Raw genomic sequence first — 22,983 nt, 5'->3', positions numbered from 1 at the left:
TCTTATAATCCAATTTTTACACCAAAAGAAATTGTACGTGGAGTAACCCAAGCATTTGTGCTGGTACCATTCCATTGCTGTTGCGGGTTCATTCCTTTACGTTTTGTCATTGTAGACAAGTTTTCAATTCCAGCAACAACTCTCACGGAAGACAAATCTATTTTACTAATCAATGTTTTTGGCAAACTATAACCTACCGCAATATTCTTGATAACCAAATATGATCCATCAGTTAAGAAACGATCACTAGTAGCATAATTATTCATACTACTTTGAGAAAAGTTGATAGAAGGGATACCATTTACATCCAACCTATCCGCCGAGGAGGCTGTCATTCCATCTGGAATACCGTTCCACGATTTCATGATATCCGTGTGCAGCGCACTTGGCGTACCGGACATGGCCATTAAACTAGCATAGGAAGAATCGTATATTTTACCACCGATAGCGTAAGTGAATAACGCTGAGAAGCTGAAGTTTTTATACTCAAAGCTGGTATTGAAACTTCCATTCATTTTAGGAATAACCGATCCAGACCAGCCCCTTAGACCATAGCTAGAAGCATTAGTTACATAGTATTTTCCATTAATTTCAACAAGTTCCGCTGTAGGGATCTCCGCTTTTCCTGGTGCAGAACCATTCACATTAAAACGCTCTGTATCTGCCAGGTAAAGTGAACGACCAGTCATCTGATCTACACCCGCATACTTAAACAACCAGAAGTCATAACGGCTTCCACCTTCAACCCATTTGAAATTACCAGTTACAATTCCGTTCTCCCTATTTTCTTCAGGTAGTGATAATATTTTATTCGTCAACCAAGTTGCATTCGCACCAACATTCCATCTCCATCCATCACCCTTTAACACGTCTACATCAAAAGTTAACTCGAAGCCCCTATTTGACATTGAACCAATATTCCTTGTTACTGTTGAAACTGCACTCGAAGATGATGTTGCTCCAGCAGACAATGGAAGATTAAAATCAAAAATCAAGTTTTGAGACTGCTTGTTAAAGTATTCAAAGCTTAAATTTGCTCGTTTAAATAACCGGGCTTCTACTGCCGCAGAGAACGAACTAGAGGTTTCCCAAATTAAGTCAGGTGAAGGGTTTTGGTTTTTAAATACCGCACCTGCATTCGCATTCTGGCTTAACTCATATAAGGATAAATAAGAATACTTACTTGCACTTTCATCATTACCTACTTCACCGTAAGATGCTCGAACCTTCAAATCATTAACAGTATTCAGCATATCTTTAAAGAAATCCTCTTTAGATACGCTCCAGCTACCGCCTAATGACCAAAAGTTACCCCAACGATTGTCTGGGCTGAATCGAGATGAGCCATCTCTTCTAAAAGATGCTTCCGCAAAATATTTACCCGCGTAATTATAACGAGCGCGAGACAAGAAACTTTCTACACGATAATCTTCTTGATAGTCATAAAGCGACGTGATTTTGGTAAAATTAACCATATCCGTTTGGCCTTCAAAAATTTCATCTGTTTTATAGCCATATAGATAACTCCAGTTGTCAGAATAATTCTCATGTCCTGCCAATATATCCAGATGGTGTAAACCAAAATCTTTGTTCCAAGTCAATAATTGTTGAACTGTATAGTTTTTGTAGCGATAAATATTCCTAGCCGCTCTACCCTGACCTGCACCATCCCCTATTATTGCGTTATTATACGTACGACGTTCTGAATTGCGAAGATTTAAATCACCGTTTAAAGTCAATGTAAAATCTTTCAGAAACTTGAATTCAAGAAAGCCTCTACCATTTACTGTATTACGAATCGTTTGGTCTCTGTTTAATTCATTTTCCCAAATGGTATGTCTTCCTACATATTGCAATCTTGTAGATTCACCGTTATCATACTGTATTTTTCCGGCCTCGTCCAATGCATAAGATCCGTCTGCGTTATGCAAATGAATTGGATAGATTGGTGCTATCGATCTTGCATAGTTATACGGATTAACAAATGAACTTGCATCGTCAGTAGAACCGCTAATTTGATTTGAGATCTGATGTGAACCTGCTAAGTTAAAGCCATACTTGAACCAATCTTTAGCTTGAAGTTCGGCATTTAATCGTCCAGTAAATCTTTTTAAACCCGAATTTTTAATGTATCCTTTCTCGTCCAGGTATCCTGTCGAATAAAAAACCTTTGCTTTATCTGTAGCGGTAGTTCCATCAATGTTATAATTTTGACGATGTCCAACGCGATCTACTTCTTTAAACCAATCCAAGTCGTCTGCATATCCACTTTTTATCTGGGCATCAGAGACAAGCTTTCCATTGGAATCAAATAATTTATCATCAGCTTTATCATAGATGTTTAATTTCAAATAATTGCTCACCAAAGATTTGGTTGCTTCATTATTTGCAGATTGAACTGTTGGATAGGATGCCGAATTGTTAGTTAGTAAACTATTTCTATATCCCTGCCACATGGCTTCCATAAATTGTCTATCATTCACGCGATCGTATTCGGCAATACCTCTCGAGTAGAAACCTTGGTCTGTTGAGATATTAACCTGAGAACGGCCAGCCTTACCCTTCTTGGTGGTAATAATAATAACCCCATTACTAGCCCGACTTCCATAAAGTGCAGATGATGAAGCATCTTTTAACACTGAAATACTTTCCACATCATTGGGGTTGATATCGGAAATATTACCACCAAAAGGTACACCGTCCACGACATACAGCGGGTTGTTAGATCCATTCAATGATGAAAATCCACGTATCCGTATACTAGGTTCTGCACCTGGCATACCAGAAGTATTGTTCAGTTGAATACCAGCAGCAGATCCCTCTAAAGCTGCAAATGCATTGGTAACTGGTCTCTTTTCGATATCTTTAGCAGAGACGGAGGTTACGGATCCAGTCACAGATTCTTTTTTGGCAGTACCATAAGCGACTACGACAACCTCATCTAATGCTGTATTCTGATCCTCTAGTGACACGTTGAATAATGACTGTCCATCTTTAACGATTATAGTCTTATCAGAATGACCGACATACCTGAAAACCATTACTTTACCAACAGGAACTGATAAAGAATATTTTCCATTTGCATCTGTTTGAGTAGCAATGTTTGATCCTTGAACAGCAATTGTAACTCCTACCAACGGTTTCCCGTCAGCGCCAGTTACACGACCGCTTACTTTCTTCTCTTGCGCAAAAGCAACAGACGACAGGATCATACTCCCCACGAAAAAACTGAGTAGTTTGTGTTTCATATGTTTATGTTTGTTTAAATAAGTAGTTTATCTAACTAAATACGATAAAAGCACCGAAGAAACTTTTAATATATGTTTTTCAAAAGTGATGAGCCCAACAGGCTAATACAGTTAGTGTACAAAACCAAACATGAAATGTTAAGGTTTTGTTAAAAGCAAAGATAAAACAATCTTTTAAAGATGCAACAAGAAGTTATAAATAGAATTAAAAAACTGGAAAACAAACGATATAAATCATAGTATTTCACACAAAAAAATAACACACAAAAACACTAAATACCAAACAATTACACAAACAACACACCTTAATCTAAAAAAGTAGCTATTTTTTTTTATGAAGTAACAATAAATACTGTAATATTTTGTATTTTTCATCATAAAACTACCCTTACAATCGATAATAATAAAAAAACACATGTAACTGCTATCAAAAAGACAAAACAATAGTTCGAACCAATAAAAGGCAAAAAAAAGATGAACTACAAAAGCTTAAATCCAATATTATATACAAAAAGCTTAGATCAAACTATTCAGTTCTATGCTGAAAAACTCGGGTTTACATGTGTTGAAAAAAACGAAGCATTGAACTGGGCTCTACTGCGAAGTGGAACCATCGAAATCATGTTTTCGCATCCTGGCGAAAGCATTGCTTTTGAAACAGCACAATTTACCGGGTCCCTTTATTTTAACATAGCGGATGTTGATAATTTATGGGAAAGTTTGAAAGATAATGTCAAAATATGTTATGAAATAGCAACTTTCGAATGGGGAATGCGCGAGTTTGCTATTTATGATAATAATGGATATGTGCTTCAGTTTGGTGAAAAAATATAGAGGCAGCAAAATACTTGCTACCTCTATATTACATAAAAATTCCTTTTTGATCTAACTAGATATGTGTTCTGAATTCTTTCAAATTCAATTTGAATGGAACAACAACAGAAGACTTTACAGCCTCCCCGTTTTGGGTTGCCGGCTTCCACTTACCTGCTCTGTTAAGGGCGCGTTGCGCACTCGTTAATACGCCATAACCAGGATCATCTTTTAATTTAACACCAGTAATTTTCCCATCTTCTTTCACAATAAAATTTAACTCATAGTCACCAGACAAACCTGCTTTCAGTGCTTCAGGTGGATATTGGAAATTTTTATAGAATTTTTCAATGAAAGTAGACATGCCTTCAATTGGTTCTGCTTTTACTATTGCAGCTGAATTTGCAGACTCTTTAAAGCTCAACACTTTGTAAGGAAAACGTACCCAAGAAGCAATCGGTTTTCCATTTTTCGTAGCAGGTTCCCAATCCCCAGACATTTTAACAGCCTTCAACAAACGTATCCCCATCCCTTTTTCAATATCCTTCGCGATATCAGCTGAATCAATTTTTCCAAATTCATTTACACGGATGTCCAATATGATTTCCCCTGAAATATCTTTAGAGATCTCACTATCCGTTAATTTGAAAGAACGATTGACCTGTTTGACAAAACTGTCATATCCTATTTTTGGTAGGGCTGCATTTTCCTGTCCAAAGGAGAATACGCAACTAAGCATTCCGATTAAGCTAAAAATTAGTGGTTTCATATCTTATTGTTTCAGAAAATTCACATTATTTAAAAGGGGAAATTCGACACTTCCCCCTTTCTAAATCTATCTTGATCCAGTGTAAACAAACTTTTCTTCAAACGTTCTGGCTCCACCATTTGACGTCCAGTTAACCGTCAATGTCTTCGTTGCTGGATCATAAACACTGGTGGACTTAGTCGCTATTGGCAGAAGCGAAAACATTTCCACAGTAATTTTATTAGTAGCCTGATCAATTGTATAGTTTACTTGATTTGAATAAGTACCTAACAAGCCAGGGTCCAACATACATTTATTACTTCCGATAGTTACTAACTTAACCGTTTTATTTGCATTAGGTACCAAAGCCGTATTCGCAGATGTCGTATATTTGTAAACACCGTCAAAGAAGTTTTTAGCTCCTAAATTCAATATAATCTTGCCAAAATTTCCCGAAATCTCTCCAGAAGACACTGTCTTTATAGCTAAACCAACAGCATAATCAGCATCAAAAGTAAACTGATCCGGTTTCAAATTAATTGGGACCGCAACTTCTCTTTCACCCTTTTTTATTACCGCTTCAGTTGTACTTAAACTATATTGTGAAGCAGGCATCGCCTCATATTCGGTTTCATTTTCGTCATTATATTTTTCTAGCAATGAGTTGTCAACAGCTATTGTTACTTTAATATCACTTTCTGCTGTTTTAGCTCCAACACATTTCAATTTCAAATTTACTACTCCAGTAGGAGCAATATTAAATGCTAAAGAGTATAAAGGTATAGAACTTGATTCATTAGATATTGGGACAGATACATCCCCAAACTCTATAATATTCGCAACAGCACCATCAGCATCCGGTCCTATTAAGTCTTTATCCTTTAAACAAGACGTTAGCACTAATGGAGAAGCTAACGCTAAGAAAATATATTTTATTATTTTTTTCATGTTAATCTAAATTTATTTAGCCCAAAATATTTTAGAAGAATACTTATTTATATCTGCAGGAACATTTGCTGCATTATAACTAAATTCAGTATTTGGATATAATATTCTAGTTGGTAATTTGTCTTCCGAGGTTGCACGTGACGCTATTGAAACAAACGTCGTTCTAGCATTCGCAGTAGTGTTTAAACCAACATTCTTTGGATATCCACTGCGACGAAATTCATTCCATGCCTCATGGCCAAATAGAAAATTCAAAGCAATATACTTTTGTGTTATGATAGCTTCGCGTTTTTGTTCTTTCCCAGTCTCTTTTCTTTCAGGTTTATTAGGGTTAGACTGATCTAAATAATCTACAAATTTCACTAAATAAGTATCATTATTATCAGTTTCATATTTCGTTAAATAAGCTTGAGCATCAGCTGCACTTTTAGTAGGCGCATCACCTTCATTCATGTATAAGTAGTTATAAGATGCCATTATTCCCTTTCTAAAATAAGTTCGGGATGCTTCATCTCCACCAGAAATAAGTCCGTCTAATGCAGCTTCAGCAGCCAAAAATTGACTTTCTGCAGCTAACATCAATGGTTGACCAGCAGCAGGACCTTTGATAACGCCTAACCCTCTATAATTTGTACCGCTTATCGTACCCGAGACTGGACGCATGACCCAGGCAGATGGCGCAACTCCAGTTGGAGGATTATCAACATTTCCAAGTTGATTTTTATTGGTTGATATTCCATTTGCGAAGACTAATGATGCACGTTCCGAGTCAGATATTTTAAAACCATCGTAGAAAGCCATTATATAATTGGTAGGAATAAATTGGGTTCCCCATGTTCCCACAGCGGCATTATCAGCGCCATAAGCCCAAGTATTCCACATCGGATTTTGCTTACCCGCAATTTTGGTAAATACAGGTTGTACAATTACATCGCTTTCAATAACGCCAATATTATCTATTGTCTTATTAGCAAATGTAGCTTTACTACCAGCTCTTAACACCAACCTCAATTTCAATGTATTAGCAAATTTAGCCCACGAGGTCGTATTACCTTTGAATATAACATCTGCAGTTTTAAAATCATCACTAGCAGTAGCCGATTTAAAGAAAGCCACTGCTGCATCCAATTTTTTAGCAAGATCGACATAGATATCAGCTGCCTTGTCGTATTTAGGAGTTAGCGAAGCAGCGCCCTTTAACGCATCTGAATAAGGAACATCATTATAGGTATCCACAAGATTCGCATAATTATACACTTTCATGACCTCTGCAGCTTGTACAAAAAGGGCTTTCCCTTCGCCTGCTTTTTCTACAACATACTGAAGATCAGTCAATGTATTATATGGAGTACTCCACAAGCCAGTCATAAACCCGGTTGAAAAATCGTAGGTAATCATATCACCCCAACCAGAGACCCCGCCCGATGTAGCATAATAACCTACTAATCGTCCGCCATAGGTATTATATGTTGGAACAGAAAGCGCTGTTGCAACCATAGCTTGAGGCAAAACAAGCTCTGGGGTCGACTGAGTCGGTGAATTTGGATTATCATTGATATCCAAAGCCTTTTTACAGGAAGAAGCTACCAATAAAGTAGACATTGCTATGGATAAATATTTTATTTTATTGTTCATGAGATTCGATATTAAAAAGTTAAACTAACAGAAAAACCAACGTAACGAGACGGCGGTGTTTGACTTAAACCTGTCAAACCAAGCGCATTTCCATTGGATGATCCGTTTCCATCAGAATATTCTGGATCGGTATAAACATTTGTAGCAGGTGTCCATAGAAACAAGTTACGACCTTGTACACTCACTCGAGCCTTCTTAATCACATTTTGACCGGCAAGAAAAGATTTCGGTAAATTATAAGACAATGACATTTCACGGATTTTCCAGAATGCTGCTGAAGTCACATAGGTTTCGTCAATATTTCGTCGTCCAGTAGCCATTGTCCAATAATCAGCTCCACCATCATAAACAGTAATGTTTGTATTTTTTACATAAGAATTTGTTGCTTCATCCCAATAAGATGAATTTGGAATAACAAATCGTTCACGATCGTAAGCAACGGTATTTATTCCTGATCCGGAGAAATCAAACAAATCTGCTCCATTATTAAAGATATAGTTACCTGTACGATACTCAGCACTTGTGTAAAATGTTAGATCTTTATAAGATAATGACAAGTTTAAACCTAGTGTATGCGTTGGAAGCGCTGCTCCCAGCACCTTCAATGTACCATCTGTAGTTGGATATCCTGTAATACGATCCACAATAATACGTCCTTCAGGATCTCTATTATAAGTAGAACCCATGATTACAGGGAAAGCTTCGCCTTTTACTGCGTAAGATCCTGTACCACCTGTGTACGTAGCCAAAGCCAACTGGTCTAAACCTTCTGCAATTTCGACAACCTTATTCTGAATATAAGTAAAATTTCCGCCTAAAGTCAAGTCCCAATCTGCCGTACGGATTGGTGATACGCTTAGTCTCGATTCGATACCTTTACCTGTGGTTGTTCCTGCATTCAGTAAATATTTATTATAACCAGATGCCCAAGAAATATCTGTTGGAACTGTATTGTCTGTTGTTTTATTATTAAAATATGTAACATCTGCAGATACCCTATTATTCCACCATGCAGATTCAAAACCAAATTCAATAGATCGCGTCATTTCCGGCTTTAATCCAGGCTGAACTATCTGATTACCAACTGTATGACCGCCAATTCCATTATATGGATATCCGGAACCTTGGCCAAAAGTAGGTACCGTTGCATAGGCTCCAAAGTTGGATGAGCTACCAACGTTGACTTGACCTACTTTAGATAAACTCCCTCTTAGCTTCAAAAAGTTCAATGGTTGAAAATCTTTTAATGCTTCAATTGCATCAGTTGCAACAAATGAAACAGTTGCCCCTGGATAGAAGAATGAACGATTGTCTGGATCTAAAATTGAAACCCAATCATTACGTCCCGTTAATGTCAAAAATAAATAATTTTTGTAGGCTACATCAATTTTACCAGCTAGACCAAAAGTTCTCGCTAGATAATCCGCTTGGCCTGTAGATGGAGGATTCAAACTATTTCCCTGATTGTAAATACCATCGACAACCAAACCATTAACTGTAGCTGACAAATTCGAAGATTGATTCTGAACATATTGAAATAACGCCGTATAGTCGAATTTGAAATCTCCGTTTGTATGTGTCGCATGTGCATTAAAATCAGACACTATACTTGTAGCATAACTTGCAGCATCAGAGACGCTACCAGTAATATTAGTTCCTTTATATGCACCATGCAAACCAGCAGCATAAGGTGTAAAGGTGAATTTACCAGTCGTATATTTATAGGATTGATTAGAAGTGGTCATACCCACACGTCCCATAAAGTCTAACCAAGACAAAGGTTTAAAATTCAATTCCACATTACCCATGAAATAATCATTCCTAATTTTTTGGCGATTATTTGCGGCAATAAAATAAGGGTTATTATAGTAAGCGTTATAATAACCATTTGGATTTGCAAAAGGATTATTTTGCCAATCTTTATAGCTTGTTAACGGCACCTGACCCGGAGATTGCAAAACCGCATCATAAATATTTGCGTTTGCAGATGTTTGATCGTATCTATTTTGAGCGTAATATGAAGTATAATTAATATTGAGAATATCATTTAATTTTCGACTTCCGTTTACACGAGCAGATGCTCTATTATATTTATCAAAAGGAACGGTACCTGTCGATTTTAAATATTGCCCTGAAAAACGGAAAGAGCTATTCTCATGTTTGGATGCCACGGCCAAATTTGTCATGTTTGTCACTCCTGTTTCCCAAAATTTATCCTTTCCACCATTCCACGAATAAGGTCCTGTTTGTGTTGATCCATCCTCTAGAGGATCACCAATTTGCACTATAGAGCCATCAAAAGCAGGTCCATATTGTTGGTTTTCGTAGGGTACATAAAAGATATCATGCGCCGAATAGCCTGAACCAAAACGTTTTTGAACTTCAGGCAAAAAGTTAACATTCTCAAATGTAGTCGTATTATCGATAGTTACCTCTAATCCATTACTAGCAGCACCTCTTTTCGTTTTAATAATCAAAGCACCGTTAGAAGCTTGCGAACCATATAAGGCAGCCGCGGAAGATCCGTTTAGAACTGTAATATCTTCAACATCGTCTGGGTTTAAATTCCCCAGCATAGAAGATGGAGAAATTACGTTGTCAATAACAATCAATGCTTGGTTATTACCAGTTAACGAACGCATCCCCCTTAACATGACACGGTAATTAGGGTTCACACCCGATCCTACACCTTGTACAGTAAGACCTGCGACTTTACCAGTTAAACCTGTCACGATATTGGTTGGCTTAGCCTGTTGTAAATCCTCCGCTTTAATTGTGGTCTGTGCAGCTCCAATTGAACGACGACTAGCAGTTAACCCCGCACCAGTCACAACGACTTCATCAAGAACAGATTCATTTCCACTAAGTTGTATATTATACAAACTGGAACCTTGTGCAACTGTAATTGTTTTGTCTGAATAGCCTACAGAACGAAAGACTAAAATTTTTCCAGTAGGAACATTAATGGAATAGTTACCGTTTGCATCGGTTTGTGTGGCTTGGTTAGTACCTTGAATAACAATAGTAACGCCTGGCAACCCCTCGCCATTTGTACCTGTCACTCGTCCACTAACCTTCTTTTCTTGGGCGAATGCTACCGAAGTGAGGATAGCACCACCCAATAAAAAACTGAGTAGTTTGTGTTTCATATGTTTATGTTTAATTAAGTATGTTTATTTAAATTCTTGGCAATACAGCACCTTGGCTAGCGAATTTTTTACTTCTCAATAATTATTATATGCGATGTTAGTTAGTCATACATCTTTTAAGTCAACAATGTCAGCTGTTAAAAAATGTTAAATACAAATTTATAACTTTTTTTAACTTTTGCAATGCAAGCATAACTTTGTGATAACATTTATTTCACAATAAATCACAAACATCTGATAAACAGGTTATTATTTTTGATGCAATATTAATTAAAGTAACATTGTTTAAACAAACATATTTATTTGTATTTCCCCTCGAACCATGTTATCCATTCACTTATCTTTCATCAAATTCTATTTATTTATAATAGTATATTTTCCACTGGCGGTAAATCCGACCTTTAAATGAATGATCTCAAACGCTCTATTCATCTGTTCGCTTCAGACTTATAGATAAGGAAATTTTCATTTCATCGCCGTACGACTTTCCTTATGATCTTCAGGGCAAAAACTTATCAACCCTTTTTTCTCATACATCAACACCCCAGCGTCGCGTATTACGGCATAGACCTTTTCCCGATTGGTCCTATAGCAGACAGTCGTACTTATCAACTTGTTCGGTATACATTTCATATTTTTTACTGTAAATCCATGCCAACGGCTCATCTGCCAGACAAATTCTGTCAGTGGGACATCTTTGTATTCACGTACAGCATTCGCCCATTGTGAAGCTTGTTCGAAATCCCCATTCTTTAAATAAAATAGACTATCCTGTCGTACTTTTTCACCCTTCGGTAAATAGGATTTGATAACCACAGCTTCATCCAAACATTGAAGCACCTGTCTTTTGTTTGATCTGCTATCAGAGACAAGCACCTCTCCATGTGATACCGTTGCCCGCGTAAACTGGGCATAAGATGCTAATTCAAATCTTCCGTAATCACTCGAAATTTTTCCATTGCTAGTTTGTATTACCATCACGCTCCCAAATAGTTGACTAGGTATATCTATAAGCGCCTCGCCCTCGATAAACAGATGTGTACTATCTCCTTGCGTCAACGGATAACGAAGAGTTGATTGGGCATTTAGCCGGACCCGCATACCATAAGAGAATTCTATAACACATTGCTGACGAGCAGCTGTTCTGATCACGATAGCCGTATCTTTTGTATTTACCTCCCGCCCGCTGGATGATTTATCAAATTTCAATACCCCCTCGGCGGTCTTGGCGAGCGAAATACCGTTTAAATCAAGCAATACTCCGGTTGCATTCGTATCCAATCGAATGATAGATGAATCAGCAAGCATTATTGTACCTGCAGATTCAGACAATGGTAGCTCCACACCAGACGACATACTAGCACATTCCAGACCGATTTCAGTCCTATAATTCCTGTGTTTTAAGATGACAATTACAGCCGGTAGCAAAAGAAATAAAACTGCTGCTGCAGCACATCCCCACCATAATTGCCGTTTCTTTTTCCTAGCTAACCGATCTCCCGCAGCCCGGATCTTTTCAAAATCAGGCCGCCACTCGATGGACAGTTCGTTTGACCGATTAGTAGACATTTCTTCGATCACCTCGGCAATCATTTCATCAAATTCCTCTTCACTAAAAATTTTCTCGGCTGCTTCTAATTGATCGGATTCTGTAAAACTGATACTCGCGTCCATACGCTTCCTGATCAGTTCTTTTACATATGTTCTGTTGTAAATCATTTCACCTTGTATTAAACAAATAAGCCCATAAGATCTTTCAACTTTTTTCGGATCACCTTCAGTGCCCTAGACAATTTATTTTTCACCGTCTGTTCTGCCATTCCATAGGTTGCCATTAATTCCTTGTTACTCCTACCCTCAAACTTCGATTTAATGACAAGCTCCCGATCCTGGGGAGGTAATTCCTCACAAGCCTCCAAGATCAGCATCTCAAGTTCGTTATAGGCAAATCTATCGTCTGCGCATTGACCACTAGCCATATCCAGACCGTTATCGAGCGAAATCTTATTGTATTTTGCCTCATCTCTAATGTAATAAAGAGCTTTATTTTTCGCTACGCGCTGCATCCAATATACAGGTGCTTCTAGCTTCGCGACCAATTGCCTTTTTTCCCAGATTACGATTAATGTCTCATTTAATACATCTTTGACCAGATCGTCATCATCATAAATAAAACGACGGATATACTTTTCCAGACTCCCGCCATAATGCGCAAAAATCTGCTCAAGCGCCGCATTAGGCTGTGAGTCTAATAATTGAAAAAAGTAACGATCGTACGTATTTGTTTCTTTTGCCATTCGTCTATCCTCTCTAATATCATATTGATGAAATTATAAACTTAAAAATCAGATACTTATAAAAAATACAGCGTATTAGCAGGTACGAACTAGCCTTTATTGCTAGTAGTATATAGAAGAATTAGAAGATTAGATTTTAAATCAGTAATAAAACAAAGATAATAAAAGCTATATAACAAACCAAGAAAAATAATTTACAATATACTGATTTACAAATAGTTGAATTAAAAATTCAACCCAATACTCTTATACTTCTTTTATAGATTAGAAAAGACATTAACAACAAAAAAAATGAACGCAAGAACGGCACATATCGCAATGGAAAGCATCCGAATCGGATTTATGGTCTTTTGGATCTATGTAGCTATAGACAAGCTCATGGAACCCAGCGCATTCCAAGCTGCTCTTCTCCGGCAACCGTTACCAAGCAGCTGGGCAAAACCTCTTTCTTTGACACTTCCTGCTATTGAGCTCGCTACCGGAATCCTTTTAGCCGGTCGGTATAAAAAAATAGGATTACTGCTATCTATAGCTTTATTATCCTCTTTCAGTGTCTATATTGCATTGGGACTACTCAATCTATATCCGCAGAAACCGTGTGGCTGCGCATCCGTATTTGAAAGTTTGTCGTGGGAATGGCATTTGGTGGTAAATATGGTCCTTTTTACGTTATCCATATTGGGATGGTACTTGACTGGCCCAACCAGCCCCATGGAAAGCTACGAGAAAAAGGATCTATCAATTGGCTTTACCTTTACACCGCCCATTCCTTTAGGTATTGTCATACTTTGTCTTTGTCACACTTCTCAAAAACACTTTCCGCGAAAATTTGCACTATTCCCGGCTTAGCCGGTATAGAAATAAATTATGACACGTGATGGACAGCCCGTAAAAATCGATCCCGAGGTATAAAACAGACTGAAACACCTCGTTAAAGCAAAGATTCAGTCATCAATAAAAAAATTGAGTTTTTTGTGGAGGTAAACTTTTTTTGCTCTTATAAAAAAGGCCTCGGTATGAAAGCAATATCTTTCATCAAAAAGCATGCAACGGTGATGTTAGCCGGAGCTGCAATAATTGGATTCTCAAGCTTCAAGGTTGCTGAGAACTATAATAAAGCTGGTTTAATGTGGTACCCTGTAGATTCGTCTGGAAATATCTCCAGTACGGGGAGTACTTCGCCCACGAGCGACTGTAGCGAGGAAGAACTTCCAATTGTCTGTGAAATACAATTGGAATCCAACTCAAATGGCACACCTCCAGCTACGCATATCAATGATACAGAACTGAAAGGAGGTTCTGTCCCATTTAATGATGCAAAATTCCGTAACGAAGATTAATCAATAGCGGATAATCAGCTATCTCCCGCCTCGTAATATGTGGGAGATAGCTGATTAGAAATAATTAATTCTATTCGTACTTACCCAGGTCAACTACAGCTTTTGGAATCGGCATTGCATATCGTTCACTATTCGGTTCCAAGATATAAGTACTGCCTTCAACACTCCTTGTAATTGTTCGCGCAGTTTCTTTATCCAAATTAAGCCGTTTCAGATCCGACCATGCAATACAGCGCAAAAGCAACTCCTTTCTTCTCTCCAAGAGTATCCGCTTCAATAGCTCGGCATTTGGCAAATCCTTTATAGGTTGAAAGTCCGAGTAACGATTTATCAATAAATGATTGAGGTCCGCCAGACTCTTGTCTGCATCACCCGTTCGCAAATATGATTCGGACCGAATGAGATAAAGTTCATCTTTTGCAAGTCCTGCAAAGTAAACACCAGATCCTATATAAGAACCCTTAAAATTGTAAATACCGTTTTTCAGGTTAAAAAAACCTTTCTTGCGAAGGTCATTGTCTTCATAAGTTTTCAACAGTTCTGCGTTTACATCAATACGAGTATCCGAGATAATCTGCGCATAACTCATGGAAGCATAAAAAATCACTTCGGTATTATTTTCTTTAAATGGGTAGGCCAAGGAAAGATTCAATTTGTTGTAATCCAAAAGTGTTCCGTCAATCTTTATGGCCTCGTCACTATGAACTAAAGCTTCCTTATAATCTTGCATAATTAGATTAACTCTTGCTAGCATCATAAGTGCCGACTTCTTATTGGGCTGATAAATGTTTTCAGAGCTTTTATCTAATAAGGATACCGCTTCTTCCAAATCCTTCTTAACCAGCATATAAGTTTGTTCTAGCGTTGAACGGTCTAATTTTACATCGAGATCAGTTCCCTCTCTCAATGGCAGACCACGCTTACTTTTATTCTGTTCGCTGTAAGACATGCAATATACTTGTGCCAATTGAAAGTAAGCCCATGACCGGAAGAATAGTGCCCTGCCGCGAATATTATTAAATTTATTGGTATCGGTGGTTTTATCATTTTTTGACAGGATGTCCAGCGCCAAATTAGCGTAATAGATTTGCTGATAAAAGTTACCCCAGTTTTCCAGCCCAACGTCATCAATAAAAACTTCATCCCGCCAGAGGTAGGCGTTCGCCTGCCATGGAACCAGACTCGACCAATAACTAGGTGGAACCACAAAATCTCCTGCGGCAATATCGCCCAGCGGCGAGGCTCTGCTGGCATTCATGATAGACGTTCTATTAAGAATAGCTTCTGCGTCTACAAGGGTGCTCGGTATGACCAATCCTTTGGATGACCGGATCTCCAACCATTCTTTTTTACATCCCTGCATAAGGATGGAAAAGAAGACGAAGAGTAATGTTAGTGTATTTCTAGCTTTCATGATCTCTGTTCATTTAAGGTTAATAGCTCATTTTAATTCCAAGAGAAAAAATACGTGGAGAAAGGTAATAAGAGGCAGACGGATAATCGGGGTCCAAACCCAGCTTATTTTTGCACCACAAGATTCCGACATTGTTTAAATACCCATAAATTGATAGATCCTTTATCTTGAAGCGATTATGTAGCAATTTAGACAGCGAATAATCTAGTCTGATATCGCGCAGGCGTATATGATCTCCTTTTTCTGCCAATATCTCAGACTGCGTATACACGATATCTCTGTTCGCAATATTTGCAAAAGGATTTGACGGTACATTTGTCACAGCTTCATCACCCGCTTGCTTCCAACGATTGAGATAATCTTCGTGCATGCCTTTGCCATTTGTCATCAGCAAGCTGTATTCCACTGAATTTCGTCTGAAATAGTATCCTAATTTAAAAGCGATATTGAAACTCAGGGTTAGGTCTTTCCATCTAAAATTATTTCTCCAAGCTCCAGTCCAGATGGGCACACTGCTGCCATGGTTAACAAGGTCATTCATTGATAAACTATTTATATATTTGGTATACTCGGTATTCCTTACGCCATCATTGATCACCAAGGGATTGCCGGTAGTATGATCAAGACCGAACCAAGGCAAGCTATACAGCGCATCCAGTGACTTATCTTTTATTGGACGCTTATCCATACCCGTTGTATAGCCCATTACAGTAACAGTGTTGTCACCATAATAATCGGTCACCCGGTTGCTAGTTTTCGATAACCAAAATTCATTGGACCATTTAATTCTGCTGCCTATTTCTCCATAGCCCAAAGTCAGATCCATTCCAGCAGTTTCCATTTTCGCATAATTACGTTTTAACTTAGCCTGAGAACCTCCATAATACACTGTGGGATCGATAAGATCAATACCGATAAGATCATCCGATTTCTTTCGATAGTAATCCAGTGATCCTCTAAATTTTCCTTTGATCCTGAAATCCATTCCCACATTTAACGTCGCCACTCTTTCCCAGCGCAGATTTTGATTACCTGGCGATGTGACCAAGGCCTGCTGTAAATTGGTCGATGAGTTGACACTATATGACACTGTAGGATAGGCAGTCATACTTCGGTCAATATTACCGTTCTTGCCATAGGAAACACGCCATTTCAGTTGCTGAACAACATCGTTTTTAAAGAAATTTTCGTCGCCCATATTCCATGCTAAACCAACAGACCAGAGCGGAATACCCTTTTGGTTGGTATTGACGCCAAACAGATTGGAAGCATCCCAGCGCACACTCCCCGACAACAGGTATTTAGATTTCCAATCATAGCCCAAATTGGCATAATAAGACAGGTATCGATCAATATTTTCTTTAAGCGTACTCATCGGAAAAGGAATTCTTCCGGAAGACTGCGGGCGAAGTGGATAAACCTTAGTATAATCCAGTATCATCTGTGATGTTAACAATTCATCATTATAGCCATACAGTGTGTAATCATCCAGCTTAGTGACCACTTCACGCTGCTCCATCCCTGAAAGAAATACAACACGATGAGATCCAAACTGACGATCGACATCAAGCTGCAGTCTGCCAGACTTAGAGGTCAGTTGCTGCCGGCTCTGACTGAGTATATCTCCATAAGGAAACACCCGGCTCCCATCGGCCTGTGTATAGCGATTAACCAAATTCCGTACATAATAAGCATCCTTTTTCTCCAGATTGCGATAATTGGTCGATGCCATCAATGACTGCAGATTGAGAGACAAGCGTATTCCTTTGACAATTCCATAATTGATCGCTAAAGACCACCTATTCTCATTCATGCCGGAGCGCTTACTTTGAAGATTGAGCTCATCCAATGGTCTATAGTTCCAGTCTAGCAATCCTGAAGTTGGAGCTTCCGCTACATATTCTAAGTTATAATCCCTTAGAACAGGTGCATTTCCGTCCTCCTGCTTCAACGACATATAAGGATAGAGGTAATCAAAATTTCTAAAATCCACCGTGTTAGCCACATTGTTATTTGCAATAAAGCCGTACCCAAAATCAAACTTCAGCTGACTTATCGGATAATAACTGACTGAAGATGAAAAGGTGGTTCTTTTTTGACTATTGCCAATATCATGGAGACGCTGTCCATCCCATCCGCCAGAGAAAAAATAACTGAGATCCGAAGAACCGCCCCGCATATTTAGATTGTATTGCTGCAAAAAGGAAGATCTATAAAGGTACCGCTTCGCCTCATCGCGCAGATCTATCTGTGCGGCACTACTTAATCGCTGGTCCAGATCGGTATTGCTAATCTTATTATTCCTATGCTGATATAGCCATGTAACCACCGGCGACAATGGAGATTTGCTCGCATCGCTATACCGTGCATCATATATTCCCTTTTCAAAAAAAACTTTCTCCAAATCAATATAGTCCTTGGCATTAATAAAATCCTTACCATACGTCAAATCCGGTCGAGGAGAAAAAGAATTAACTGCATTTAGGCTGACTGTCAATGGCTGATCTCTCTTTCCTTTTTTTGAAGTCAGCACAATAACACCATTTGAAGCCCTTGCACCCCATATAGACGTCGCAGCCGCATCTTTAAGCACCGTTATTGATTCAATATCGTTAGGGTTGAGCCCATTGATATCACCGTCATACGGAAAATTATCCAATATGATCAAAGGAGAACCATCGGCATAGATTGTATTGGTACCACGAAGGCGCATAGCAGTCCGGTTATTATCGCTGTTCATCTGACCTATTTTTCTTTTGTCGAACTGAAGTGAAGGAGCAATATCTTCCAATCGTTCCAGTATCGCCGAAGAAGTATTCCGCTGCAATGTCTTGCTATCGATAAAATCAAAGCTACCTGTAGCACGCTCCTTTGGTAATGAATAATAACCGGTACTGATCTGCACCTCCTCTATCATCACCGATTCGGGCATCAGACTGACCAACACATTTTTCTGTTCACGCTTAATAGCAAGCTTTTTTGCTTTATACCCAACCGATGAAATCCAGACCGTATCGTATGTCTTTAAAGAAAAAACAAAAGCACCTTCGCTGTCCGTTTTTGCCAGTACCAACGAATGATCGGCCTTGATAGTAGCCCCTGCAATACCTTTCTGCGTCTTTTCGTCGACAACTCTCCCTTTAATAGATGATTGACCCTTTGCAGTAAATGTAAGTAGAACGAGGAAAGCAAGTATACAATAACGATTAATCATGATCGCCCCTCCTTTCTATCACCAGCATAGGCAAGGCTATTGTATCTCTCTTTATCCCCAGGCCGTAACGTTGCAAAGCAGCATCAACTGCGCAGAGGTTTTTTGTATCAGCGTAAAGATCCATGCTGACATTCCCCGCATAACCAGTAACATCAGTAACAGGCAATTTATCTTTATAATTATTATCGGCTAGATGAGAAACCAAAGATTGCAGAGGTCTATTGACCAAACTAAAATAGCCCTTGTCAGCTTTTATTTTTCCTGTAGCACCACTCTTACTGTAGCATTTTTTGAAGACAGCTGCATCCCGAATATAGAGACACCAAGCTTCTACCCTGCTTGTCGCAACGTAGGATCGGGCATTAAATTTTAGTTCAAGCAATTTAGCTAGATCCAATTTTAATAGATCTGTCTTCTGTTGTTCGTCCAGCATCTCGTTACTTTTAAGATAATAGCAATATAAATTGGAACTTTTCCAAGCTCTTAATGCATTTTCCTTTTCATACTTCTTTGTATTGATAAGCTCTACCGGCAATTCCATCCAATACCGCGTTGAATCTGCTACGTTCCATATGACCCGATTACGCATCCCTACGAAAGGAATTTCTTTACGATTCGCATAAAGCAAAAGACCTAAAACAGAATGATTGTATAAAGTCAGCGAATATTTTGTATCGAATTTTGCAAAAACACTGTATGGCAAAGACTTAGCAAACACACTACTTAATATCACCTGTCCAATTCTATTTGAGTCTATATCCGGCTTAGATAGATTACGTAGTTCCTCGCGACTTATTTCCGCATTCTTTGGCAGCAATTGAACAGGTTTGTTGTGCACCAGTTTATTTATATTGGCAACGGAAGTGAGGTTTCCATCTGTAATATAGGCTACCCGACCATCTTTGATCCAGATCTGATGAGGGACGCTTACATGGGGAAAATATTTTCTCAGGAGAGAATCTGCGTAGATGGAAGAAAAACCAATATTATTCTGTTGTAGTATCCGGCCTGCTGCATGTGCATCGTTTATGGTAACGGGTATGACTACCGCATCAGTATCTATCAGTGTTTGATTGGCCGATAACTCTTTCAGTTTACGAATGCATGGTGCACACCATACTGTCCAGAAATCCAGAATAAGAAGTTTCTTGCCGCGATACTTCTGCAATGTTATTGTTTTTTCAACTTTAGTGTGATCGATAGTCTTCAATGGCATATTCCATAATTGATCTTCAATAATGCTCCCTACTTCCAGCGATTTGATTGAAAGCCCATCGGCCCCGCTGTCCTTGCGGGGCGTCTGAGCTGATAAACTAAACATAGAAACAAAACATAAAAACAAGCATGTCATAATCATGCGATAGGCACGCTTATAATCCGCAACGAATAAAGGACATTTTAAAGCCAGCTGAACAACTGGACCTAGTAATCCAAGCAAAGTGTTAGCTCGAAACAATAAAGCCTTACAGATTGACTTAAAGAACCTTAAAACAGATCGTTCAGATTCTACTCCATAAGTCAATCTAGACTCTCCCAACTGCTGAAAAGCTTGCTTTTGTTGGGTGGGACTTGTGCAATCGTTTAGTTGTCCTTGTGTATAACAAGGGCTTAGCAAGGGTGAACCTAGGGTCGCGCTATAGTCAAGCTTGTGTGTTTCTTGTGCGAACGTATAGTCAACCTTTAAATAACCAATAACTACCGAATTTCTACGTTTCATCGGATTTTCATCGGGTCGGCATCGGGTTTTGATCGGTGTGGCCCGATGAAATCCCGATGAAAACTCGATGCCAATAACATGAAAGGCAGAAGCTGGGGCGAAGTTGGGCAGAAAAAAGTCCGAAGAAGTCTCCATCTTTGTTAGGTTTTGAAAGTCGCTCGTGTAGCGCTTTTTTAGCAGGATCGAAGTACCTTTAAAGTACGTTTTTCCTTGTCTAATTTTCTTGCGCAACAGATGTGTAAATAGTACTATATCTGTGCTTAAGTAGTGCTTGACAGGTACTTGAAAGATATAGGTTATATAAGTCTTTAAAAAGGCTATTAATTTTAGGGTATTCATCATTTTTTTCTTAGTGGCTATTTCGATAACCTACTGAAAAACTCAGCGACTTTTTTGCTCAATTCTAGCTCTTTTCCGATGCGCGCTTTTGCTTCCGCCGACAGCTGTATTTTACTAGGATCGATATGACGATAATTGGTGACACAATAAGCAATCAATACGCGGTACAATACAGTTGCAAATTCCTGCATTTCCTCGTCTTTTAGGCTCTTATTTTCTCCTGTACCACAATCGATATAACTGCTCAACAATTGCAATATATTTGCAGATACTGTTTCTAGCGCATATTCATTCCAGAATGCTTCAATATCCTTAATAGGGTCATAGTCGTCCTTATGGACATCGAAAATTATCAAGTCAAAAGCAAGTTGTAGCGCTAAAATCCTGTTCATTTTCAGTAGATAAACCATAACCGAAAGTACATAGCATGCCCCTTCCGATCGAAATCAGCTTTTTATTGGGAGCCTGATGTTTCTCAGTTCACATTAGTAATAATTAATTCATTCTAGGAGCCAGAGCGCGTTTGAATGAGGGGTCACAAGGTGTATAATATTGGCGTTACGCGCCCCATGGCAGAGAGAAGCCAAATCTTATTTGGCCAAACCAGCCGAGCTACTCGGGGGCTGTGATGATGTTCTTTGATTGTTGTTTTTTGTTCATAACTCGTTTTATAAGATAACGAGTCTCTTGGCAGGTGTTAGATACGGCAATGGCGCGACATCCAACTTACCGTCTGTGCGGCCGTGAGAAGCCGATGGAACGAGTAAGCGGACGCCGCGCCATTGCTGACGGGCGTTTTGATCCACTTAATCGCCTTGCTCCATTTGAAATTTCTCACGTTTCACAGACAAGACTCATAAGTGCAGCCACCTAAGATGGTGCAAATGTATTGTTTTAATAAACTAAAGACAAATAATTTACTTTAAAAGTGGCTTTAAACTAACGATAAAGCTACATTTATCGACAAATAATCGTATCTTTATAACAAAGGTAAGGAACCAATTGTCTAGCGCAAAATGGTAAAATACCGGTAAATTACCGAACTTATTAAAATCTAATAAAATGGGCGTTGCATTTCAAGAAGAGAAAATACACGAAGGAAAAAATCTAAAGAGAATTCGTGAAATCATGGGTATAAAACAGGAGGCTTTAGGACAAAAATGCGAAAGCAAATTTGACCAACGGCGCATTTCTGAGTTTGAAAACTCCTGGACTATTTCAGAGCCAGCCTTAAAGGAGTTGGCTGACGCTTTAGGGGTATCTGTCGAATTTATTCGTGCCTTCAATGAAGAGAAAGCCATATTTAATATCCAAAACAATAACACATTTACCGTTTCGGAAAATTCATTTGGGCTTAGCAATCAACCTAACGTTACCTATAACAGCCTTGGAAAAGTAGAGATGCTTTTAGAAAAACTCGTTCAAGACGATGCTGTTAAAACTAAAGCGATTTTGGATTTGACTAAAGTGGTTGCTGATTTAACGGAGGAGGTGAAAAGGTTGAAGGCCCAATAGATTACACTATACAAAGTACCAGTATCTTATTTTGTTCATCTTTTGTAAAATTCATCAAAAGAAATAAACCTATAAGTTTATTTAATGAAAATTGTTGATATATTTGCCAGTAGACTATTTGCTATTCATTATACTGATCAAAAAGATAATGAATACGATAGATTGATGGATTTGTGGAATGATATTCATTATATAGTACAGTTTTTAAAAGAAAACACACAAGACATTCCTCCGAAATTGGATGTATACCAACTAGCGGAAGATATACTGGATAATCGCGAAGATATTGAAGACAATATATTGTACAATCTAGAACGATTAGACGGTTTTTTCAAACCATTGGATAATAATCAAATTGGTGAATTTGATTTATTAAGAAGTAAGGGAAGAAAAAATGTATTAAGATTGTATGCGCTTAGACTATCAGAAAATGTCTATGTAATTACTGGAGGAGCCATTAAATTACCGCTTCAACACTTGATGCAACATAGAGAACATACACGTATTGAATTGATTAAAATCAACAAATTCAAAGACTATCTGTCTGAACAGGGAATTTTTGATGAAGATGCTTTTTATGAATTTATTAATGAATAATTAACAGTA

The 22,983-nt window shown here is 38.4% G+C and carries 16 protein-coding genes; 5 read left to right on the top strand and 11 right to left on the bottom strand.

Going from position 1 to position 22,983, the window contains the following annotated elements; genetic code table 11:
• Positions 1–2: 2 nt before the first annotated feature.
• Complete coding sequence (locus CBM24_RS05565) at positions 3–3,248, bottom strand: SusC/RagA family TonB-linked outer membrane protein (RefSeq protein ID WP_088160472.1); 3,246 nt, start codon at positions 3,246–3,248, stop codon at positions 3–5.
• A gap of 474 nt (positions 3,249–3,722) precedes the next feature.
• Between CBM24_RS05565 and CBM24_RS05560 the strand changes: the two genes are divergently transcribed.
• Positions 3,723–4,082 (top strand): VOC family protein, encoded by a 360-nt coding sequence (locus CBM24_RS05560; RefSeq protein WP_088160471.1) that lies wholly within the window; start codon positions 3,723–3,725, stop codon positions 4,080–4,082.
• A 55-nt stretch (positions 4,083–4,137) separates the two neighbouring features.
• Here CBM24_RS05560 and CBM24_RS05555 read toward each other — a convergent pair whose 3' ends face one another.
• From CBM24_RS05555 to CBM24_RS05530, 6 genes are all read right to left on the bottom strand, one after another.
• A complete protein-coding gene (locus CBM24_RS05555) occupies positions 4,138–4,830 on the bottom strand; it encodes an energy transducer TonB (RefSeq protein WP_088160470.1) in 693 nt (230 codons plus the stop codon).
• Positions 4,831–4,896: 66 nt separating this feature from the next.
• Complete coding sequence (locus CBM24_RS05550) at positions 4,897–5,757, bottom strand: DUF1735 domain-containing protein (RefSeq protein ID WP_088160469.1); 861 nt, start codon at positions 5,755–5,757, stop codon at positions 4,897–4,899.
• Between the two features lie 12 nt (positions 5,758–5,769).
• Positions 5,770–7,392 (bottom strand): SusD/RagB family nutrient-binding outer membrane lipoprotein, encoded by a 1,623-nt coding sequence (locus CBM24_RS05545; RefSeq protein ID WP_088160468.1) that lies wholly within the window; start codon positions 7,390–7,392, stop codon positions 5,770–5,772.
• An 11-nt stretch (positions 7,393–7,403) separates the two neighbouring features.
• Positions 7,404–10,541 carry a SusC/RagA family TonB-linked outer membrane protein gene (locus CBM24_RS05540; protein WP_088160467.1) on the bottom strand — a complete coding sequence of 1,046 codons (3,138 nt, stop codon included), beginning with the start codon at positions 10,539–10,541 and terminating at the stop codon, positions 7,404–7,406.
• 465 nt (positions 10,542–11,006) lie between these two features.
• Entirely contained in the window at positions 11,007–12,260 is a 1,254-nt protein-coding gene (locus tag CBM24_RS05535) for a FecR domain-containing protein (protein ID WP_088160466.1), read from the bottom strand.
• An 11-nt stretch (positions 12,261–12,271) separates the two neighbouring features.
• On the bottom strand, positions 12,272–12,838 hold the full coding sequence (locus CBM24_RS05530) for a sigma-70 family RNA polymerase sigma factor (RefSeq protein WP_088160465.1): 567 nt from the start codon (positions 12,836–12,838) through the stop codon (positions 12,272–12,274).
• A gap of 291 nt (positions 12,839–13,129) precedes the next feature.
• Here CBM24_RS05530 and CBM24_RS05525 point away from each other — a divergent pair, with 291 nt between their 5' ends.
• Both CBM24_RS05525 and CBM24_RS05520 read left to right on the top strand, forming a co-directional pair.
• Complete coding sequence (locus CBM24_RS05525; RefSeq protein ID WP_088160464.1) at positions 13,130–13,687, top strand: MauE/DoxX family redox-associated membrane protein; 558 nt, start codon at positions 13,130–13,132, stop codon at positions 13,685–13,687.
• A gap of 167 nt (positions 13,688–13,854) precedes the next feature.
• Positions 13,855–14,178, top strand: a complete 324-nt coding sequence (locus CBM24_RS05520) for a hypothetical protein (protein WP_088160463.1) — start codon at positions 13,855–13,857, stop codon at positions 14,176–14,178.
• Between the two features lie 70 nt (positions 14,179–14,248).
• Here the strand turns inward: CBM24_RS05520 and CBM24_RS05515 are convergent, their stop codons facing one another.
• The 4 genes from CBM24_RS05515 to CBM24_RS05500 are packed head-to-tail and all read right to left on the bottom strand — an operon-like array spanning position 14,249 to position 21,254.
• Positions 14,249–15,592: a RagB/SusD family nutrient uptake outer membrane protein gene (locus tag CBM24_RS05515; RefSeq protein WP_088160462.1), complete on the bottom strand. Its 1,344-nt coding sequence runs from the start codon at positions 15,590–15,592 to the stop codon at positions 14,249–14,251.
• A 19-nt stretch (positions 15,593–15,611) separates the two neighbouring features.
• Positions 15,612–18,806, bottom strand: coding sequence for a SusC/RagA family TonB-linked outer membrane protein (locus CBM24_RS05510; protein ID WP_088160461.1), 3,195 nt, complete (start codon positions 18,804–18,806; stop codon positions 15,612–15,614).
• Entirely contained in the window at positions 18,799–20,865 is a 2,067-nt protein-coding gene (locus tag CBM24_RS05505) for a TlpA family protein disulfide reductase (protein ID WP_088160460.1), read from the bottom strand. Before CBM24_RS05505 ends, CBM24_RS05510 begins: the two co-directional genes overlap by 8 nt.
• Positions 20,866–20,879: 14 nt before the next feature.
• Entirely contained in the window at positions 20,880–21,254 is a 375-nt protein-coding gene (locus CBM24_RS05500) for a hypothetical protein (protein ID WP_157698376.1), read from the bottom strand.
• A 670-nt stretch (positions 21,255–21,924) separates the two neighbouring features.
• Between CBM24_RS05500 and CBM24_RS05495 the strand changes: the two genes are divergently transcribed.
• Positions 21,925–22,377 (top strand): helix-turn-helix domain-containing protein, encoded by a 453-nt coding sequence (locus CBM24_RS05495; protein WP_088160458.1) that lies wholly within the window; start codon positions 21,925–21,927, stop codon positions 22,375–22,377.
• 84 nt (positions 22,378–22,461) lie between these two features.
• On the top strand, positions 22,462–22,974 hold the full coding sequence (locus CBM24_RS05490; protein ID WP_088160457.1) for a hypothetical protein: 513 nt from the start codon (positions 22,462–22,464) through the stop codon (positions 22,972–22,974).
• Positions 22,975–22,983: the final 9 nt, after the last annotated feature.

Source organism: Sphingobacterium sp. G1-14, from assembly GCF_002196555.1.
GTDB lineage: Bacteria > Bacteroidota > Bacteroidia > Sphingobacteriales > Sphingobacteriaceae > Sphingobacterium > Sphingobacterium siyangense.
This window is presented reverse-complemented; position numbering and strand designations above follow the sequence as displayed.

Excerpts from the sequence above, each read along its gene's own strand:
- CBM24_RS05545 (WP_088160468.1), bottom strand. The coding sequence starts at position 7,392 with ATGAACAATAAAATAAAATATTTATCCATAGCAATGTCTACTTTATTG.
- CBM24_RS05510 (WP_088160461.1), bottom strand. The coding sequence starts at position 18,806 with ATGATTAATCGTTATTGTATACTTGCTTTCCTCGTTCTACTTACATTT.
- CBM24_RS05505 (WP_088160460.1), bottom strand. The coding sequence starts at position 20,865 with ATGATGAATACCCTAAAATTAATAGCCTTTTTAAAGACTTATATAACC.
- CBM24_RS05530 (WP_088160465.1), bottom strand. The coding sequence starts at position 12,838 with ATGGCAAAAGAAACAAATACGTACGATCGTTACTTTTTTCAATTATTA.
- CBM24_RS05520 (WP_088160463.1), top strand. The coding sequence starts at position 13,855 with ATGAAAGCAATATCTTTCATCAAAAAGCATGCAACGGTGATGTTAGCC.
- CBM24_RS05490 (WP_088160457.1), top strand. The coding sequence starts at position 22,462 with ATGAAAATTGTTGATATATTTGCCAGTAGACTATTTGCTATTCATTAT.
- CBM24_RS05550 (WP_088160469.1), bottom strand. The coding sequence starts at position 5,757 with ATGAAAAAAATAATAAAATATATTTTCTTAGCGTTAGCTTCTCCATTA.
- CBM24_RS05515 (WP_088160462.1), bottom strand. The coding sequence starts at position 15,592 with ATGAAAGCTAGAAATACACTAACATTACTCTTCGTCTTCTTTTCCATC.
- CBM24_RS05500 (WP_157698376.1), bottom strand. The coding sequence starts at position 21,254 with ATGAACAGGATTTTAGCGCTACAACTTGCTTTTGACTTGATAATTTTC.
- CBM24_RS05560 (WP_088160471.1), top strand. The coding sequence starts at position 3,723 with ATGAACTACAAAAGCTTAAATCCAATATTATATACAAAAAGCTTAGAT.
- CBM24_RS05535 (WP_088160466.1), bottom strand. The coding sequence starts at position 12,260 with ATGATTTACAACAGAACATATGTAAAAGAACTGATCAGGAAGCGTATG.
- CBM24_RS05565 (WP_088160472.1), bottom strand. The coding sequence starts at position 3,248 with ATGAAACACAAACTACTCAGTTTTTTCGTGGGGAGTATGATCCTGTCG.
- CBM24_RS05525 (WP_088160464.1), top strand. The coding sequence starts at position 13,130 with ATGAACGCAAGAACGGCACATATCGCAATGGAAAGCATCCGAATCGGA.
- CBM24_RS05540 (WP_088160467.1), bottom strand. The coding sequence starts at position 10,541 with ATGAAACACAAACTACTCAGTTTTTTATTGGGTGGTGCTATCCTCACT.
- CBM24_RS05495 (WP_088160458.1), top strand. The coding sequence starts at position 21,925 with ATGGGCGTTGCATTTCAAGAAGAGAAAATACACGAAGGAAAAAATCTA.
- CBM24_RS05555 (WP_088160470.1), bottom strand. The coding sequence starts at position 4,830 with ATGAAACCACTAATTTTTAGCTTAATCGGAATGCTTAGTTGCGTATTC.